This is a genomic window from Pseudomonas sp. GM60 (assembly GCF_000282415.1).
GTDB lineage: Bacteria > Pseudomonadota > Gammaproteobacteria > Pseudomonadales > Pseudomonadaceae > Aquipseudomonas > Aquipseudomonas migulae.
This window is the reverse complement of the sequence record NZ_AKJI01000108.1, coordinates 1-17,333: the sequence shown is the minus strand read 5'-3', so window position 1 is coordinate 17,333 and position 17,333 is coordinate 1. Positions and strand designations below refer to the sequence as shown.

13 protein-coding genes are annotated in these 17,333 nt (G+C 59.9%); 2 read left to right on the top strand and 11 right to left on the bottom strand.

Annotated features, from left to right (window positions below):
• Positions 1 to 269: 269 nt before the first annotated feature.
• The 8 genes from PMI32_RS05480 to PMI32_RS05515 all read right to left on the bottom strand — a co-directional run bounded on the left by PMI32_RS05480 (position 270) and on the right by PMI32_RS05515 (position 8,415).
• Positions 270 to 1,250, bottom strand: a complete 981-nt coding sequence (locus tag PMI32_RS05480; RefSeq protein WP_008033233.1) for a transketolase family protein — start codon at positions 1,248 to 1,250, stop codon at positions 270 to 272.
• Positions 1,251 to 1,253: 3 nt separating this feature from the next.
• Entirely contained in the window at positions 1,254 to 2,141 is an 888-nt protein-coding gene (locus PMI32_RS05485; protein ID WP_008033232.1) for a transketolase, read from the bottom strand.
• 82 nt (positions 2,142 to 2,223) lie between these two features.
• The gene (locus PMI32_RS05490) at positions 2,224 to 3,327 is read right to left on the bottom strand and encodes an LLM class flavin-dependent oxidoreductase (RefSeq protein WP_008033231.1); all 1,104 of its coding nucleotides are present in this window, start codon (positions 3,325 to 3,327) and stop codon (positions 2,224 to 2,226) included.
• Between the two features lie 184 nt (positions 3,328 to 3,511).
• Positions 3,512 to 4,309, bottom strand: a complete 798-nt coding sequence (locus PMI32_RS05495; protein ID WP_008033230.1) for an SDR family NAD(P)-dependent oxidoreductase — start codon at positions 4,307 to 4,309, stop codon at positions 3,512 to 3,514.
• 28 nt (positions 4,310 to 4,337) lie between these two features.
• A complete protein-coding gene (locus PMI32_RS05500) occupies positions 4,338 to 5,837 on the bottom strand; it encodes a sugar ABC transporter ATP-binding protein (protein ID WP_008033229.1) in 1,500 nt (499 codons plus the stop codon).
• A gap of 22 nt (positions 5,838 to 5,859) precedes the next feature.
• Complete coding sequence (locus PMI32_RS05505) at positions 5,860 to 6,810, bottom strand: sugar ABC transporter substrate-binding protein (RefSeq protein WP_008033227.1); 951 nt, start codon at positions 6,808 to 6,810, stop codon at positions 5,860 to 5,862.
• 46 nt (positions 6,811 to 6,856) lie between these two features.
• Positions 6,857 to 7,843: an ABC transporter permease gene (locus PMI32_RS05510; RefSeq protein ID WP_008033226.1), complete on the bottom strand. Its 987-nt coding sequence runs from the start codon at positions 7,841 to 7,843 to the stop codon at positions 6,857 to 6,859.
• A 56-nt stretch (positions 7,844 to 7,899) separates the two neighbouring features.
• Positions 7,900 to 8,415 (bottom strand): flavin reductase family protein, encoded by a 516-nt coding sequence (locus PMI32_RS05515; RefSeq protein WP_008033225.1) that lies wholly within the window; start codon positions 8,413 to 8,415, stop codon positions 7,900 to 7,902.
• A 289-nt stretch (positions 8,416 to 8,704) separates the two neighbouring features.
• On the opposite strand from PMI32_RS05515, the gene PMI32_RS05520 reads away from it, so the two are divergent.
• Complete coding sequence (locus PMI32_RS05520) at positions 8,705 to 9,688, top strand: LysR family transcriptional regulator (protein WP_274517652.1); 984 nt, start codon at positions 8,705 to 8,707, stop codon at positions 9,686 to 9,688.
• On the opposite strand, the gene PMI32_RS05525 is transcribed toward PMI32_RS05520, so the two are convergent.
• The 3 genes from PMI32_RS05525 to PMI32_RS05535 form a co-directional block, all read right to left on the bottom strand.
• Positions 9,645 to 11,132 (bottom strand): xylulokinase, encoded by a 1,488-nt coding sequence (locus PMI32_RS05525; protein WP_274517653.1) that lies wholly within the window; start codon positions 11,130 to 11,132, stop codon positions 9,645 to 9,647. The two genes, PMI32_RS05520 and PMI32_RS05525, sit on opposite strands and share 44 nt — an antisense overlap.
• A gap of 184 nt (positions 11,133 to 11,316) precedes the next feature.
• The gene (locus PMI32_RS05530) at positions 11,317 to 13,299 is read right to left on the bottom strand and encodes a methyl-accepting chemotaxis protein (RefSeq protein ID WP_008033222.1); all 1,983 of its coding nucleotides are present in this window, start codon (positions 13,297 to 13,299) and stop codon (positions 11,317 to 11,319) included.
• A gap of 165 nt (positions 13,300 to 13,464) precedes the next feature.
• Positions 13,465 to 14,592: a GGDEF domain-containing protein gene (locus PMI32_RS05535; RefSeq protein WP_008033220.1), complete on the bottom strand. Its 1,128-nt coding sequence runs from the start codon at positions 14,590 to 14,592 to the stop codon at positions 13,465 to 13,467.
• 422 nt (positions 14,593 to 15,014) lie between these two features.
• Here PMI32_RS05535 and katG point away from each other — a divergent pair, with 422 nt between their 5' ends.
• Positions 15,015 to 17,267, top strand: a complete 2,253-nt coding sequence (gene katG / locus PMI32_RS05540; RefSeq protein WP_008033219.1) for a catalase/peroxidase HPI — start codon at positions 15,015 to 15,017, stop codon at positions 17,265 to 17,267.
• Positions 17,268 to 17,333: the final 66 nt, after the last annotated feature.

The window sequence follows — 17,333 nt, the reverse complement described above, 5'->3', positions numbered from 1 at the left end:
GGCGAGCCTTAGCGAGCCACCGAACGAAAGGGGCAAGAGCGCTTGGTTACTTGCCGCTTTTGCAAGTGACTCGCCGTAAGGGCGAAACCGCCAGCCGCCATAACCGCAGAAACGGATATGCACACAAACACCAAGCCAAAAAAAAACGTGCAACCAGTGCGCTCGTCAATGAACACCCCGGTCACACGTACAGGCCCATAACGCCCAAAGGGAAAAACCTCAGGCGACCTCACCAAAAGCCGCCTCAATCAGTCAGCAAAAAAGCGCAATCAACCCAGCACTTCCAGCGCCACACTTTCAATCCCGGCCGCATCAAGCCGGTAATGCCGGTAAAGATGAGTCGGCGGCGCAATCAGGCTGTACTCGTCGTAAATGCCATGCCGCCGCACTTTGACCCCAACGCCCTCTTCCGCAACCACCTCACACACCGCCCCACCCAAGCCGCCGATGATGTTGTGCTCTTCCACCGTCAGAATCGCCCGGCTATTGCGCGCCGCAGTCAGCACCGCCTCACGGTCCAGCGGCTTGATGGTCGTCATGTCGATCACCCCCACCGAACGCCCCGCGGCATTCAACGCCCGAGCCGCTTCAAGGGCCGGGTGAACCGTGGAGCCGGTGGCAATGATCGTCAGCTCATCGCCCGTCAGGTGCACAGTGGCTTTGCCGAAGACAAAGTCCGGAACGGTTTCATACACCACCGGATCACGCCCACGCTGAATGCGGAAGTAGATCGGTTGCGGGTAGTTGGCCGACGCCAGAATGGCCGCCTTGAGCTGATTGCCGTCCGCCGGGGCGACCACTGTGATGTCGGCAATCGAACGCATAATCGCCAGGTCTTCAGTGGCGTGGTGCGAGGTGCCGTAAAAGCCCAGGGAAATCCCCGCATGGTGACCGATCAAACGTACCGGCAACGCGGAGTACGCCACGTCCATGCGGATCTGCTCGCAGCACAGTAACGGCAGAAACGAGGCAAACGTCGCCACAAACGGCTTCATGCCCACCGCCGCCATGCCGGCTGCCGCCGACACCATGTTTTGCTCGGAAATCCCGAATTGCACGAAGCGCTCCGGGTGCAGCTGCGCAAATTTCGACAGGCCGTTGGAGTACTGCAAGTCAGCGGTGCCGGCGACAATCGGCTCGCCCTGCTCGACCAGTTCGATCAGCGCATCGGACAAGGCATTCAAGCTGGGTGTCTGGCTGTTCAGTTCCCGGTACTGCCAGGAGTTGTTCGACAGAGGTGCGGTATTCATGAGTTAAATCACCTTGCTTTTGATTTCGTCGATAGCACGTTGCGCATCTTCCGGATCGAGATAACCGAGGTGCCAGCCGGGCTCGGTTTCCATGTAGGAAACGCCCTTGCCTTTCACCGTGTTGGCGATGATGCAGACCGGCTGCGTGCGAGTGGTATCGGCCTTGAGGCGACGCAACAGACGGGTGACCGCCGCCAGGTCATGCCCGTCGACCACGTGGGTTTCCCAACCGAAGGCGATCCATTTGTCCGCCAGCGGTTCGATGCCGATGACGTCGTCGATATTGCCGTCGAGCTGGTAGCCGTTACGGTCGATGATCGCCACCAGGTTGTGGACTTTATGGTGAGCCGCTCCCAGCGCCGCTTCCCAGACCTGCCCTTCCTGCATTTCACCGTCGCCGAGCATCACGTAGGTGGTGAACGACTTGCCGAGCATGCGCCCGGCCAATGCCATGCCCAGGCCGCCGGACAAGGCGTGCCCGATGGAACCGGAGGAGAAATCCACGCCCGGCACTTTGCGCATGTCGGGGTGATCGCCCAGCGGGTTGCCGAGGCGCGTGTAGTTATCGAGGATCTCTTTCGCAAAGAAGCCCCACTCCACCAGCACCGGAAACAGGCCCACCGCCGCATGCCCCTTGCCCATCATGAAGCGGTCGCGATCAGGCCATTTCGGTTCGCCAAACCGCAGGTCCATCACGTCGTAATACAGCGCGGCAAACAACTCGGCGGCGGAAAAAACCGAGGTGTAGTGACCGACCTTGGCGATCTCGATCAGCCGGATGGTTTCCAGGCGAATGAACTGGGCTTTTTCCCGCAGGCGAGCCAGTTCAGTGGCGGTCAGTTCGAACGCGCGATCACCTTCGCGCAGGTCCTGTCTTGTCAAATCAGTCATGTGTAGTGTCCAGGCGCATTACCAAAGTTGCGGCCACATCCGGGACGTGGCCGTACACACGCACGCAATCGCGACAAGGCGATTACTGCGCTTTCAAACGAGGTGTCATGTAGTCGTTCAGACGGGGCATGACCTGCTGCGCCGTCAGCTCCATCGAGCGCCGCCACAGTGCTTCGTCATCCCACTCGTGGAAGGCGGTCATCAAGGTGCCGAACGGCCCGGTCTGCTCACTGAACGCGACCAGTTGTTCGGTCACGGAATTCACGTCGCCGTAAATCACCATTTCCTTGATGCAGTGATCGACCGTCACTTCCGCGTCGGTCATGTCGGGGCGGGTCTTGAAGATCTTGGTGTAGTTGTTGGACGACAGGTTATCGATCATGTAATCGAAGTAACGGCGCAGGGTGCAGCTGTCTTGTGCCAGGTAGTCTTCGGCCTGGGCCTGGGAGTCGGCGACGAACACCGAACGGGCCACGCGCCAGTTGTTCGCATCGGCCTTGATCCCGGCACTTTCGGCGCCCTGGCAGTAAGCCAGCCAATGGGAGGCCACGGTCGCCGTCGGGTTGAAGTTGGCCGACATCAGGTCCCAGTCTTTGGCCCCAGCCAGTTTCGCCGTTCCGGAAAACGGGCTCATGGCCGTGGTTGCAACCCGTGGGAACGGCTTCTGGAACGGCGTCGGCATGTAGCCGATTTCCAGCTCGTGATTCACCGAGTCCTTGAGGCTGACCTGGAAGTGTTCCGAGGAAAACTCGTAAGGGGCGCTTGAGTTCCAGATGGCGCGGATCATCTCGTAGCATTCGACCATCATCTGTCCACGGTCCTTGCCGTTGCTGCCGAACACCTCGAAATCCGAGGCCAGGCCACCCGGGCCGATGCCCATGATGAAACGGCCCTTGGACATGTGATCGAACATCGCGGCATCGGCGGCAATTCGCGCCGGAAAATGATGCGGCAGGTTCAGCACCCCGGTGCACAATTTCATGCGCCGGGTCAGCGGAATCAGGGCGGACATGAATTGCAGGGCATTGGTCACCGGCTCCGTGCGTTGCGAGGTGTGCTCGCCGACCCAAAGCTCATCAAAACCGACGGCGTCGGCGTGGACGGCGCAGGCAATATCCTGATCGTACATCTCGTGATAATCCCAGCCCTTGTGATGAAGGGGCTGCATGAACATGGCAAGTTTCATGTCGTTCTCCTGCTGTTTTCAGTGACCGGTGCGCTGCTTGATTTCTATGCGCAGCACACCGCTTTCAGGACGTGCGCTCGTTTTGCAGGCGTGCCAGTGCCGGCGCTGCAAGTCGCAACGTTCAAGGGATGCGTTCAATTTTTCGCGGCGATCGGCTTGAGCAAGCGCAATCAGCCGCGCCTCTTCAACTGCCGTGCAGCAACCAGCCGCCGTCCACCAACAGATCGATACCCGTCACGTAGGAGGCCAGCGGCGACACCAGAAACAGCACCGCATTGGCGATCTCGAAGGGCTCTGCCGGCCGACCCAGTGCAATGTTGTTCAACACGTTGTTCTGCCGGTGTTGCTCCAGCAACTCCGGCTCCAGATTGCCTGGCGTTGCCGTCAGCCCGGGGGATACCGAGTTGACGCGAATGTTGAAGGCGCTCAGGTCCTTGGCCAGGCTTCGCGTCATCGCCAGCACCGCGCCTTTTGACGCGTCGTAGGTGCAGTGATTGGCCATCGGTCGGTGACCGCAAATCGACGACAGATTGACAATCGCCCCGGCGCTCGCCTGTTTGCGCATCTGCCGTTGAGCGGCCTGTGCCCCCAGAAACACCGCACGCGTATTGATGGCGTGGAGTTCATCCCAGAAACCCGGATCAATGTCGTCAACGGCCTTGAGCGGATAAACACCTGCGTTGTTGATCCAGATATCGAGACGGCCGTAACGCTCGATGGCGGTGTCTGCCAGGCCCTGGATGTCGGCGGGCCGACAGACGTCGGTGGCCAGGAACGAAACGGCAAAACCGGCTTCGATCAGTTCATGGCAACGCTCCGGCGCCAGGCTGCCGATCAGCACGTTGGCCCCGGCTTCGGCCAGCCGTTGGCTGATGGCGAACCCGATGCCACTGCCACCGCCGGTGACGACGGCGGTTTTACCGCGCAAGTCGAGCAACTCGGTAAAGGGCCGGTAAGGTAGCGGTTGATACGGGGTAGACATGATGGAGCTCCTCAGTGACAGCCCGTTATCAAGCAGTGGCCAGGGTCATGATGGTGTCGGGCGCGATCTGCGGCCGGTGCAAAATCCCTTGGGAACAACCGCGCGCCATGACCATCACCCGATGGGACAAACCGATGACTTCCTCAAGGTCGGAACTCACGACAATCACCGACACGCCGGTCTTCGACAGTTCGATGATCAACTCGTAAATCGCCGCCCGCGCGCCCATATCGATGCCCCGTGTCGGCTCATCGAGAATGATGACTTTCGGGTTGCGCGCGATCCATTTCGCGATGACCACTTTCTGCTGATTGCCGCCCGACAACTTGTCGAGCATCTGTTCCGCCAGGCCCTTGATCCCCAGTGTCGCAATGCGCTCCTGGGCAAACGCCAGCACCCGCTGATTGGCCATGACGCCGCAGGAGCTCAGGCTGTCGAGATTGCAGTAGGCAAGGTTTTCGGCAATGGTCTGGCTCAGCACCACACCTTCGGACTTGCGGTCTTCGGGAATCAGCACCACGCCGGCACGTATCGCCGCCAGCACGTTGTTGGCCGGCAGGTGCCGGTCACCCAGCATCACCTTGCCGTGATTCACCGCACTCAACCCGGCAATCGCCTGAACCAGCTCCGTGCGGCCGGCGCCGACGATGCCCGCGATGCCGAAGACTTCGCCGGCCTTCACCGAAAACGAAATGTCGTGGAAGCGCCCGGCCTTGTCCGACAACTGTTCGACATTCAACACCACCTCTTCACGAGGCGCTGGCAACTGCGGAAACAAGCGCTCGATCGAACGCCCGACCATCTGCGACACCAGCACGCTGACATCGGCCGCTCCGGTTTCGTGGCGAGCAATGAGGTGGCCATCGCGCATGACCACCACCTTGTCGGCGATCCTGGCAATCTCCTCCATCCGATGGCTGATGTAGATGAAAGAAACGCCCTCTTTCTTCAACTCCTCGATCTGCCTGAACAACAGGTCGGTCTCTTCCTTGCCCAGCGCCGCCGTCGGTTCGTCGAGGATCAGCAGCCGCGAATTGAACGTCAGTGCCCGGGCAATCTCCACCAGTTGCTGCGCGGCGATTTTCAACTGGCGCACAGGGGTGTCCGGCGAGATATCGAGGCCCAGTCGACGCAGCTGTTTTTCTGTCTCGCGGTACATGTGCTTGCGGTCGATGATCCCGTCCCGGGTCGGTAGATGGCCGAGGAAAACGTTCTCGGCCACGCTCAGGTCAGGCAGCAGATGGATCTCCTGATGAATCATGTTGATCCCCAGGGCAATCGCCGCCCCCGGACCGGTCGGTGCATAGGGCTGGCCGGCGAGGAACATCGTGCCTTTGGACGGCGTCAGCGCTCCGGCGACGATGGAGGAAAAGGTCGATTTGCCCGCACCGTTTTCCCCCAGCAGCGCCACCACTTCCCCGTAACCGATATCGAGACTGATGTCCTCCAGCACCTTGACCGAGTTGAAGGATTTTCCGATGTTGCAGGCGCTGAACAGCGGCGCCTGATCGCTGGTGATCGCTTTCATGACGTGCCCTCCTTCGCCGATCTCAAGGATGTTGCTCAAGGAAAGCCGCGACGTTTTCCCGGGTGGTGACGAAGGCCGGCAGCAGCTGGGTCTTCTCGACCGGTTTGCCTTGTTGCAGATTCACCGCAGTGCGTAAGGCTGTACGGCCCATTTCCACCGCTTGCTGGGTAATGGTCATGTCCAGCTTGCCGTCGCGGATGGCTTCCAGGGCCGACGGCAAACCGTCGTAGCCGAACACCCAGACCTTGTGATCGATGTTGGCGACTTTGACCGCCTGCGCGGCACCGAGCGCCGGGGCATCGGAACGGCCGATGAAGACGTTGATCTTCGGGTTCTTTTGCAGCATGTCCTGGGCGACTTTGAAGCCGTTGTCCTGTAGCCAGTCGGTAGGTTTCTGGTCGACGATTTTCATCTCCGGCGCCTGGGACAGCACCGCGTTCAGGCCCTTGGCCCGAGCCACTTCCGTCGAGTCGCCCAAGGTGCCCTGGAGCAGGCCGATTTCAGCCTTGCCCCCGGTCAGCGCGATCATCTGCCGGGCCAGCTCACCCGCTGCCGCCAGGTTATCGGTGGAGATGTAGGCATCGCATTCGACGTTCTTCGGGAAATTGTCGATGCAGATCACCGGCACACCCTGCTGACGCGCCAGCCGCACCGGCACGGCCGACGCCGCGCTGCCCGTGGCGGTATAGAGCAGCACATCGATGCCCTTGCTCAACATGTCCTGAATCTGGCTGACCTGGCGGGCGGGATCGGCTTGTGCGTCGGCCACCAGCACGTTCTTGATGCCCAGGGTCTTGGCCTGTTCCATGACGCCGTCACGGACCATCAGGTAGAACACCCATTGCAGGCTCGGGATCGACATCCCGACAGTGATTTGTTCCACCGGTTTACTCTCGGCGTGAACGCCTGCCGACATCATGCAGGTCAACAGCGGCAGCCACAGAAAGCGCCGCGAAAATGCGTGGAGGTTCATGTCTTTATCCTTTTTATTGTGTGTTGGACGGTTCGACCACAGGGGTTCAGTCAGCTTTGCGCTTGAGCAGATCGAGCATCACCGCGAAGGCAATCACCGCGCCGATGACCACTTGCTGGACGAAGGGAGAGATGCCGGCCAGGTTCAAGCCGTTGCGCAAAACGCCGATGATCAGTACGCCGACAATCGTGCCGACCACGCTGCCGGCGCCGCCCTTGAGGCTGCCGCCACCGATGACCACCGCCGCGATCACATCCAGCTCATAACCGACGCCGGCGCCCGCTCCGGCAGTGTCCAGGCGCGAGGTCATGATGATTCCGCCCAACGCGGCGCAAATGCCCGAGATGATGTAGACGGCACTGGTGTAGCCCTTGACGCGAATGCCGGCGAGCTTGGCCACCTTGCTGCTGCCGCCGATGGCGTACAAGCTGCGGCCGGGGACGGTGAACTTGAGAACGAACCAGAACACCAGGGCCAGCACGATGAAGCAGGTCACGGTCAGCGACAGCACACCGCCGTAGCGAATCACCGAGAGGTTGCTGAACCACTCCGGGAAACCGCTGACTTGCGCGCCGTCAGTGACCATGTAGGCCAGCCCGCGAGCGATGGACATCATTGCCAGCGTCGCAATGAAAGACGGCAACCCTGCCCTGACCACCATCAACGCCGTGGTTGAACCACACGCCGCACCGGCAGCGATCGCACCGAGCATGGCGACCCACATCGGCAAGCCGAGCACCTGTTCGAGCCAGCTCATGACCATGATCGCCACCGCGAGCACCGCGCCCACGGACAGGTCGATACCGCCGATGAGAATCACCAGCGTCATGCCCAGCGCCATGATGCCGAGCACGGTGACTTGATCCAGTACGTTGAGCAGGTTACTCAACGTCAGAAAACTATCGGTGAAGACTGTTAATACCGTGCATAACAATAAAAGGCCGATCATCGGGCCTGCGACATTGGTGTCCAGTCCGATCCACTTGGGAATGGATCCGGACAGTCTTGATTTCACCAGCAACTGATTATTCATACCCACATCCACTTCTTATCTAATTGTTATAAGACCGAGCAAGACACAACGACTGTTTAAATCCCAAGTTCCCTGTAACGCCCGCCCATATACAGAAGCGGCTCTTCCAGAGGTTGCGTAATCACATCAATGACGTTGCCGATGAATATGGTGTGCGTGCCGTGTTCGATTTCCTGCACTACTTCGCAAAAGATCGCAGCCTGCGCGTCGACCAGGTAACGAATGCCGTGCATGCCGGTCTGCCACTCGCCTGCGACGAAGCGCTGCTCGCGCAGGTCCGGCTGGCTGAAAATCTTGCAGATCGGTTCGTGGTTGTTTTGCAGCATGTTCACGCAGAACAGCCCGGAGCGTTTGATCATGGGTGAGGCGCTGGCGCTTCGGTTGATGCAGATCAGCGCCGACGCGGGGTCCATCGACACCGAAGAAAAAGCGGTGGCCGCCAGACCATGGGGGTGGCCGTCATCATCGAGTGTGGTGATCAGGGTTATGGAGGAGGCGAAGCGACCCATCGCCAATTTGAATTGGCCGGCCAGATCAATCGCTGGGGTGGCCTCTTGATATTGAACACGCATACATAAACCCTCTTCTTATTGTGACTCATCAAGCGCAGGCATTCATTATTAACAATCACCCAGCATTTTCTATTCACTTTTAAAAAATTGACTTTTCAACTATTCCGAAAGGTGAAGCCAACAACAAACTCATTTGAATTACCTTCACAAGTGCCCTGAAACGCCCGCCCCAAGGGGCTCTCATGTTTATGGCCGTACTTATCAACGCCGCCGACAATATGGCTTTAACTGAATAATCGGCCGATACTTCATGAACAACTAACAAGAAACTTCCGCGAGACGAACTGCCATGGTTGATCGATTACAGGACATGCGAATGTTTCGCCTGGTCGTGCAGACCGGGTCACTTTCAACCGCCGGACGACAAATGGGCCTGTCGCCAGCGGCCATGAGTGGCCGGCTCAAGGCGATGGAGGAGTTCTATGGTTTGCGCTTGCTCAAGCGCAACACCCGCAGCCTGAGCCCCACCGCCGAAGGGCAGTTGCTGTTTGAGAACGCCCTGAAAATTCTCGAACAGGTTGATGCGCTCGACAGCGTCATCAAAAACGGTCAAAGCGACCTGCTGGGCACCATCGGCCTGACCTGCCCGACCGACCTGGGTCGGCAGTGGGTCAGCCAATTGGTCGATGCGTTTATCCGCGAAAATCCGCATGTCAGCATCCGCCTGTTTTTCACTGACCGGATACTGGACTTCGTCGAGTCCGGCTCGGACATCGCGATCCGTTTCGGCGACCTGCCGGACAGCTCGCTGATCGCCCGCAGCCTGGGTGTGGACCGGCAAATGGTCTGCTGTTCGCCGCAGTACCTTGAACAACACGGCACTCCCCTGCACCCCGAAGACCTGCATCAACACAACTGCCTGGTGCAACTGCGCGCCGACTTTGCACTGGATCGCTGGAAGTTCATCAGCAAGGGCGTGCCAACCACGATTCAGGTCAAGGGCAACCGGCTGGCCAACGACGGCTTTACCCTGCGCCAGTGGGCGGTTCAAGGTTTGGGAATTATCTGGAAGTCGGTCTGGGAGGTGGCGGAGGACATTCAGGCCAAGCGGCTGGTGCCGCTGCTGGAAGACTATCAATGCCCTACCACGGGGTTCCATTTGCTCACCGAAGGCGGGAAGAAATTGCCGCCACGGGTCAGATCTTTTGTCGAGTTTGCCGTTCAGTACTTCAAGCACCTCGACACCGCGTCGCGACACATTCTGAGCCCGACGCCCGACGCCATCGTGCTCAGGGAAGCGAAACCGCCTGCAGATCGGCAAATACCGGCTTGAGGTTTGTCAGCATCCGCTCATAGGCCTTGCGCATGCCGGCATAGAACGCCTGTTTTGAAACGTCGGGCAAGGTCAGGGTTTCGTCCGGACTCGGCCAATCAGTAGCGGTCTGCTGCAAATCTGCGAACACCCCGGCACCGTGCCCTGCCAACATGGCTGCGCCGAGCACACCGTACTCGGCGGCTGGGGGTTTGCGATAAGGCAGGCCCAGCACATCGGCCTTGATCTGGTTAAACAGCTGGCTGCCGGAGCCGCCGCCCAGACTGAATACATCACCCTGATCGACAACGATCTGCATGTCCTTCATGCACCCGAGAAAACGCGCGTATTCGTAGGCAATCGACTCCAGCATCGCCCGGTATTGGTCGCTGCGGTCGTGGGTCCAGTCGAGACCGACGAAGGCTCCGGCCAGCGAGGCATCGAACGGCGCATGGCGCCCGCCGAGATGGGGCAAGAACAATAATTTATTGCGCTCGGCCAACGGCGCGGCGGCCCGCTGTTCGAGTTGTTGGCATTCGGCACCATCGAGACCGAACCGATTGAGACTGATGCCGGCCCCACCGACGTAGGCCATCGAATAAAACAGCTCGGGGATGCAATGCCGGAACGTGGTGAGGGTGTTGTGCTGGGAGTCGACCGCATAGTGGTCGAGCAACGTCGCCAACACTGAACCGGTGCCGGCAATGTCGAACAGTTGCCCCGGCGTGAAGGCCCTGGTGCCCAGCAACGAGGCGGCGATATCCCCACAGCCGGCATAAATCGGCGTGCCGGCCAACAGTCCGCAAACGCTCGACGCACTGGGGCCGACCGAGCCGATGCGATCCCAGGGTTTTATCAGCGTGGGCAGCCGGTCGGCCTCAAGGCCGAATGCCTCAATGAGCGAAGTGTTCCATTGCATCGCCTGGCTGTCGGCAAAACTGTTGAAGCCCAGGTAGGTGTAATCCATGAACGCGGCATCGCTGTTCAAGTCGGCCATGCGCCCCGCGACATACGCGGCCGGCATGATGATCTTGCTGATCTTGCGATAGGTGTGTGGTTGCTCCTCGCGCCAATACAGCCATTTCGCCGCGTGATTGGCACTCACCGGGCCACCCGAGCATTGGATGATCTGTGGCTCGCAGGCCTTCAGTCGCGGGACCTGACTGGCGCAACGCAGATCCAGCCACGAGTCATAGGGCGTGGTCGCCTCCCAGTCCCGGCCGATGGTGGAAATCCCGGCCATCTGTCCGCAAATCGCCAGGCCGCCAACGTCCGCGAGCTGGAAGTCGGACTGACTCAAGGCATCCTTTATCGCCAGCAGGACCGAGGCATACAGTTCGTCAGGGCTCTGTTCGAACACCTGACGTGCGGGATTCAACAAACGTGTGGGGCGACTGGCGGCGCTCAGGTTGCGGCCGTTTTCGTCCATGACAACGACTCGAGTGCTTGAGGTGCCCATGTCCACCCCAACCAGCAATGCTCGACTCTTCAAGGGTTGGCGCTCGCACAATTCAGCGGTGATTGTTATGCAGACAGAATACTGTCATCAAACACCCCGCGCATTAACTGCCACTGTCCGTGCGAAAAAGCCTGAGCGCCGGTGGCCAGCGGCGACGACGCAAGATTTCGCCGCCTCCTGCAGGCAGTTCTCAATCCTTGAATTGCGTCAGTTGCTGGTTCAACGACCCGGCCTGATCGCGTAATTGCAGCGACTGATCGAGCAGGCTGCGGATCGCGTGATCGTTCTGCTCGGAGATGCGGCTGACACCCTGGATGGCGACGGATAATTGCTCACCGGTGGCGGCCTGGCTTTGGGTCTGGCGCGCCACTTCGCTGATGCGCGTCAGAATGTCCTGGGCATGCTGGCGAATCTGATCAACACCTTGCGCCGAGGTGGTCAGTTGCACCACGCCCAGACGCACCGCTTCGCCGACTTGCTGGACGTTGGCAACGGTGTTGCGCACATCAGAACCGATGGCGCCGATCATCTCGCCGATTTCACCGGTCGAGCGGCTGGTGCGTTCTGCCAGTTGCCGCACTTCGTCCGCCACCACGGCGAAACCACGACCTTGCTCGCCTGCCCGTGCGGCTTCGATTGCAGCGTTCAAGGCCAGGAGGTTGGTCTGGTCGGCGATGCTGCGAATCACCGCGATGATCCCGGCAATCTGCTGCGAGCGTTTTTCCAGGTCGCCCACAGTGCCGGCAACGTCGTCCATGGTCTGGTCGATGTGGGTGATCCCGGCCAGGGTCTGGTTCATATCGCCGGAGATATGCTTGGTCAGCTCTTCGGTGTTGCGCGCCAGTTGCTCCACGTCTTCGGCTTGCTGCGACATCTCGGTGACCGAGTGCGCCAGCGCGGTGACGCCGCTGGCCATTTCTTCGGTTGCGGTGTGCTGCGACGTCGCCCGGTCGGCAACGGCCTGAGTGGTATCGCCCAGGTGATTGGAGATCTGCATCAGGGCGCCGCTGCTGTGGCGAATCGATCCCACCAGATCCCCCAGGCGCTGGATAAACTGGTTGAATGCGCCCGCCAGTTTGCCGGTTTCATCGCCGCTGCGTTGTTCAAATCGCAGGCCCAATTCGCCGCCCCAGGCCTGGATGCCGACCGTCAGGCCGGACAGCGGACGAATGTGCCACGCGAGCAAATGCCAGAGCACGATGGCCAATGCCAACAGCGCCACCAGGCCGATGACGACGGCGGTCCAGAGGAACTGATTGATGCCCGCCATGGCTTCGGCCAGCGGGTACGCCACCATCAGCGCCCAAGTGTTCGGTGCTTTGCCGATGCGCACCGGTTGCAGCACATAACCCCAGCCATCGCGCTGGAAGTCATACGGCTGACCGGCCTTGATCGCCTCTTTGGCAGCCGTCGGCAAATCGTCGGCCGGCTGGCTCAAACGCTTCGCATCAGGGTGGCTGGCGTACAGGCCGTTGCTCGAAACCAGAGCGCCATAACCTTTGTAGGCATCGATTTTCGCCAGTTGCCGATTGATGCTTTCAAGCGGGATATCGACACCCGCCACGCCCAGGGCTTTGCCGCCCTGCAACAGCGGCGCCATGATCGATACCATCATGACTTTCTGGCCGCTGCCCGTGCTGTAGGCAAACGGTTCGGAAGCCCACGGCTGACGGCTGTGCAGCGGCTGATAGTAGTACTGGTTATCGGCATTTTCCGGGGCATAACCGCTGAGCGCTTCCGATTTCACCGAGCCACTCGCACGGTTCCAGTAGGTCAGGTAACGGCCGGTGGCGTCGTGATTCGGCTGGTTGGCGAATTCGCTGTCCTTGCCATCGAAGGCGTTGGTTTCCCAATACTGCCCCAGGCCCAAAAGTTGCGGATTGGCTTCAAACAGTTGGCGGGTCACGGCATCGGCGGTCTTGCGATCAACGTGCTGTTGCTGCATGGCCGTTGCGACGCTGGCCAGCGATTCGGCGACGGTAAAACCGACACCCAGTTCGACTTCCACTTCCTTGGCATTGGCCTTGACGACCGTGTCGACCAGCGCGGCGGTTTCTTTGACGGAGGAGCCATAAGCGATATAGGCGATGGAGCCCAGCAGCAGCGCCATGACAACGACGGTCCCGATCAGGGCCGTCCAGAACAGCTTGAAGTGCAGAGAGCGATTAGGCATGGACATTCTCAAGTGCGCGATTCTTCAACCAGCACGGAGCGCCCAACGGTGTGAATGCAGCCCTGCCGGCAAATTATTTATAGTTGATATTATTTTGCCACTATATAGAAGCGCGCTCTGCCGGTGCAACTTGAATGACCGCCAGGTCACAAGCCTTGCACGGCATCACTCGGAAACGGCGATCTGGTTTCGGCCACGGGCCTTGGCTCGATACAGGGCCTTGTCGGCGTTGTTCATCAAGCTGTGCAAATCAAGGTCGGAGGCGTCCATCGACGCGACACCGAGGCTGGCCGTTATGCAATGCACCGGCCCGGTCATCAGTTCGGCAATGGAGCGGATGAGTTGCTCGGCAATGTTCAGGGTTTCTTCAATCGAGGTGTCCGGGAGCAGAATGGCGAACTCCTCTCCCCCCAGCCTGCCGTAGACATCCGTTTCACGAAACGAGGTGCTGATGACCAGGCCCATCTGACTCAGCACCTGATCCCCGACCTGATGACCATAGGTGTCGTTGATGTGTTTGAAGTGATCCATATCCAGCATCACGGCGCACAGCGGCAGCTGATTGTTTTTGCAGTAACTGTGCAACTGCTGGGCGTGCTCGAAAAAAGCCCGGCGATTCCTCAGGCCCGTGAGCTCATCGGTCTGCGCGGCAAGATTGGAAATGCGGTGCGCCTGTTCCATTTCACGGGTCAATCGAAAGGCGGTTTCCACCGCATCGGAGAGTTTGCGGGTAGCGCTGGCCACGAAGGAGGCAAACACCAGCACCGCCAGTGCCATGCCGACTTGCATCGCTGACGGCTGGAACAACAGCCATATCGTGCACGGCAACAACACCAGGCCAATGGACACCAGCGTCATGTATCGGTAGGCCGAATAGCAGGACACCGCACTGACCGACATCCCGACGGTAAAAAGCATGACCAGTGACTGAGCCAGAATATCGTCCGGGGGCATCAATGCCAGCGCTCCCGCGCCCCAGATACCGGCAGATAACACCAGCGTGCTCCAGTATTTCCACTCCCATTGCTCAGGCGTGCGCGTACTTTTGTCACTGCGGAAATAGGCGATAAACATCGCGACGCGCAATGAGGTCGACGCCGTCAGAATGCCCATCCACCAAAAAATGACGTGGTGATCGAAGCGCTCCCAACACAGCAGGCACAGCATGATCGCCGCCAGGACACTGCCCGGAATCGCCGTCACCGACTGATGGAACAACTGGTGCAGGCGATCAGTGCGTACCTGCGCTGCTATCAAAGCATCCGGGTCATACCGGGGTCCGAGTCCGTCCATTTGATCCGCCTGATCATGATGCTTCGTCAAAGAAGTATTGTGGCACCCAGCCAGTAGCGTAAACAACCGAGGCCTTGAAATGTTTCCGGGCGCCAGATTGAAAGAGTACGTCTATCACGCCCCAACACTCGCCCTATTAGCTGACTTCCCGACTCAGGTCTAACCTTAGTCTGCGCTGGCGCCATAAGCCGGCCGGATTAGCGCTGAAAAGGAGACAGGAATGAGCCCGAAGCTTGACTAGGCCACCCGTGGGCCACCGCGCAGGCAACCTGATTGCCGCTGTTCAGAATTCCCGTGTGGTCACCACAATCAGTTGATCCAACTGCTGGCCCTGCAGCCTATGTCCTTGATTCCGCTCGTTGCTATTTAACGCCCGCCCCGGGCCCGATAGCCGGATGAACACGACCAAAGGTAGCTCGCACATGGCAAACGAATCGAAATGCCCGTTCAATCATGCCGCAGGCGGTGGCACCACCAACCGCGACTGGTGGCCGAACCAACTGAATCTGAAGATCCTGCACCAGCACTCGTCCCTGTCAGACCCCATGGACGAGGGCTTCAACTACGCCGAAGCGTTCAAAAAACTCGACTTTGGCGCGGTCAAGCGCGACCTGACTGCACTGATGACCGACTCACAAGACTGGTGGCCAGCAGACTTCGGTCACTATGGGCCGCTGTTCATTCGCATGGCCTGGCACGCCGCCGGCACATACCGCACCGGTGATGGTCGTGGCGGTGCCGGTTCCGGTCAGCAACGCTTTGCCCCGCTCAACAGCTGGCCGGACAACGTCAGTCTCGACAAGGCGCGCCGGTTGCTGTGGCCGATCAAGCAAAAGTATGGCAACAACATTTCCTGGGCCGACCTGATCGTCCTCACCGGTAACGTCGCGCTGGAGTCGATGGGCTTCAAGACCTTTGGTTTTTCCGGTGGCCGCGCGGACGTCTGGGAACCCGATGAAGACGTTTATTGGGGCTCGGAAAACAAATGGCTGGGCGGTGACGTTCGCTACGACAAAGCGCAAAAACCCGTGCAAGCACCCGGCGATGTTCCACTGGTGGCCGAGCCCGGGAAAAATGAAGACAGCCGTACCGATGAGGGGCGCAATCTGGAAAACCCACTGGCCGCCGTGCAGATGGGCCTGATCTATGTGAACCCGGAAGGTCCGGAAGGCAATCCCGATCCCGTCGCTTCGGCCCTGGACATCCGCGAAACGTTCGGCCGCATGGCCATGAACGACGAAGAAACCGTGGCCCTGATCGCCGGCGGCCACGCCTTCGGTAAAACCCACGGCGCCGGCCCTGCCGACAACGTCGGTGCCGAGCCGGAAGCCGCCGGTCTCGAAGCCCAGGGCCTTGGCTGGAAAAACAGCTTCGGCACCGGCAAAGGCCCGGACACCATCACCAGCGGGCTGGAAGTGACCTGGACCACCACGCCCACCCGGTGGAGCAACAACTACCTGGAAAACCTGTTCGGCTTCGAGTGGGAGTTGAGCAAAAGCCCGGCAGGCGCTAACCAGTGGGTGGCAAAAAACGGCGCCGGGGCCGGTACCATTCCGGATGCACACGACCCGTCCAAGCGGCGTAACCCGACCATGCTCACCTCGGACCTGGCGCTGCGCTTCGACCCGATCTATGAACCGATTGCCCGGCGCTTCCTGGCCAATCCGGATCAGTTGGCCGATGCCTTCGCCCGCGCCTGGTTCAAGCTGATCCACCGCGACATGGGCCCGCTCTCGCGCTACCTCGGCCCGGAAATGCCCAAGGAAGAACTGTTGTGGCAAGACCCGATTCCGCCGGTCGACCATGCCTTGGTCAACGACAGTGACGTCGCAGCACTCAAGAGCAAAATCCTCGCCTCTGGCCTGAGCGTCTCGCAGCTGGTATCAACGGCCTGGGCGGCGGCGTCGAGCTTCCGTGGCTCCGACAAACGTGGCGGCGCCAACGGTGGACGCCTGCGACTGGCGCCACAGAAATCCTGGCAAGCCAACCAGCCCGAACAACTGGCGAGTGTGCTGGCGAAACTGGAAAGCATTCAGCGTGAGTTCAACAACACCGGCAAGAAAATCTCGCTGGCGGACCTGATCGTGCTGGCCGGCAGCGCCGGTGTCGAACAAGCCGCAAAAAATGCCGGTCACAGCGTGACGGTGCCGTTCACACCGGGACGGACGGACGCCTCGCAAGAGCAGACGGACGTCGAATCCTTCGGCTTCCTCGAACCCATCGCCGATGGTTTCCGCAACTACCTGAAAACCCGCTACCGCGTTTCGGCCGAACACCTGTTGATCGACAAGGCGCAACAACTGACCCTCAGCGCACCGGAGATGACCGTGCTCGTGGGCGGTTTGCGGGTGTTGAACACCAATGTCGGGCAGACCCGACACGGCGTGTTCACCCAGCAACCGGAGGCGTTGACCAACGACTTCTTCAAAAACCTGCTGGACATGGGGGTGGAATGGAAGCCGGTGTCGGACGCCAATCAGGAGTTCGAAGGGCGCGATCGCAAAACCGGCCAAGTGAAATGGACCGGGACGCGGGTCGATCTGGTCTTTGGCTCGAATGCGCAACTGCGGGCCTTGGCCGAACTGTATGCCAGCAGTGATGCGAAGGAGAAATTCGTCAAAGACTTCGTAGCGGCCTGGACGAAGGTGATGAACCTGGATCGTTTTGACCTGTAGGAGCCGGCTTGCTGGCGAAGCGGTGGCGGCCGTGATGACGCCATCGCCGGCAAGCCAGCTCCTACA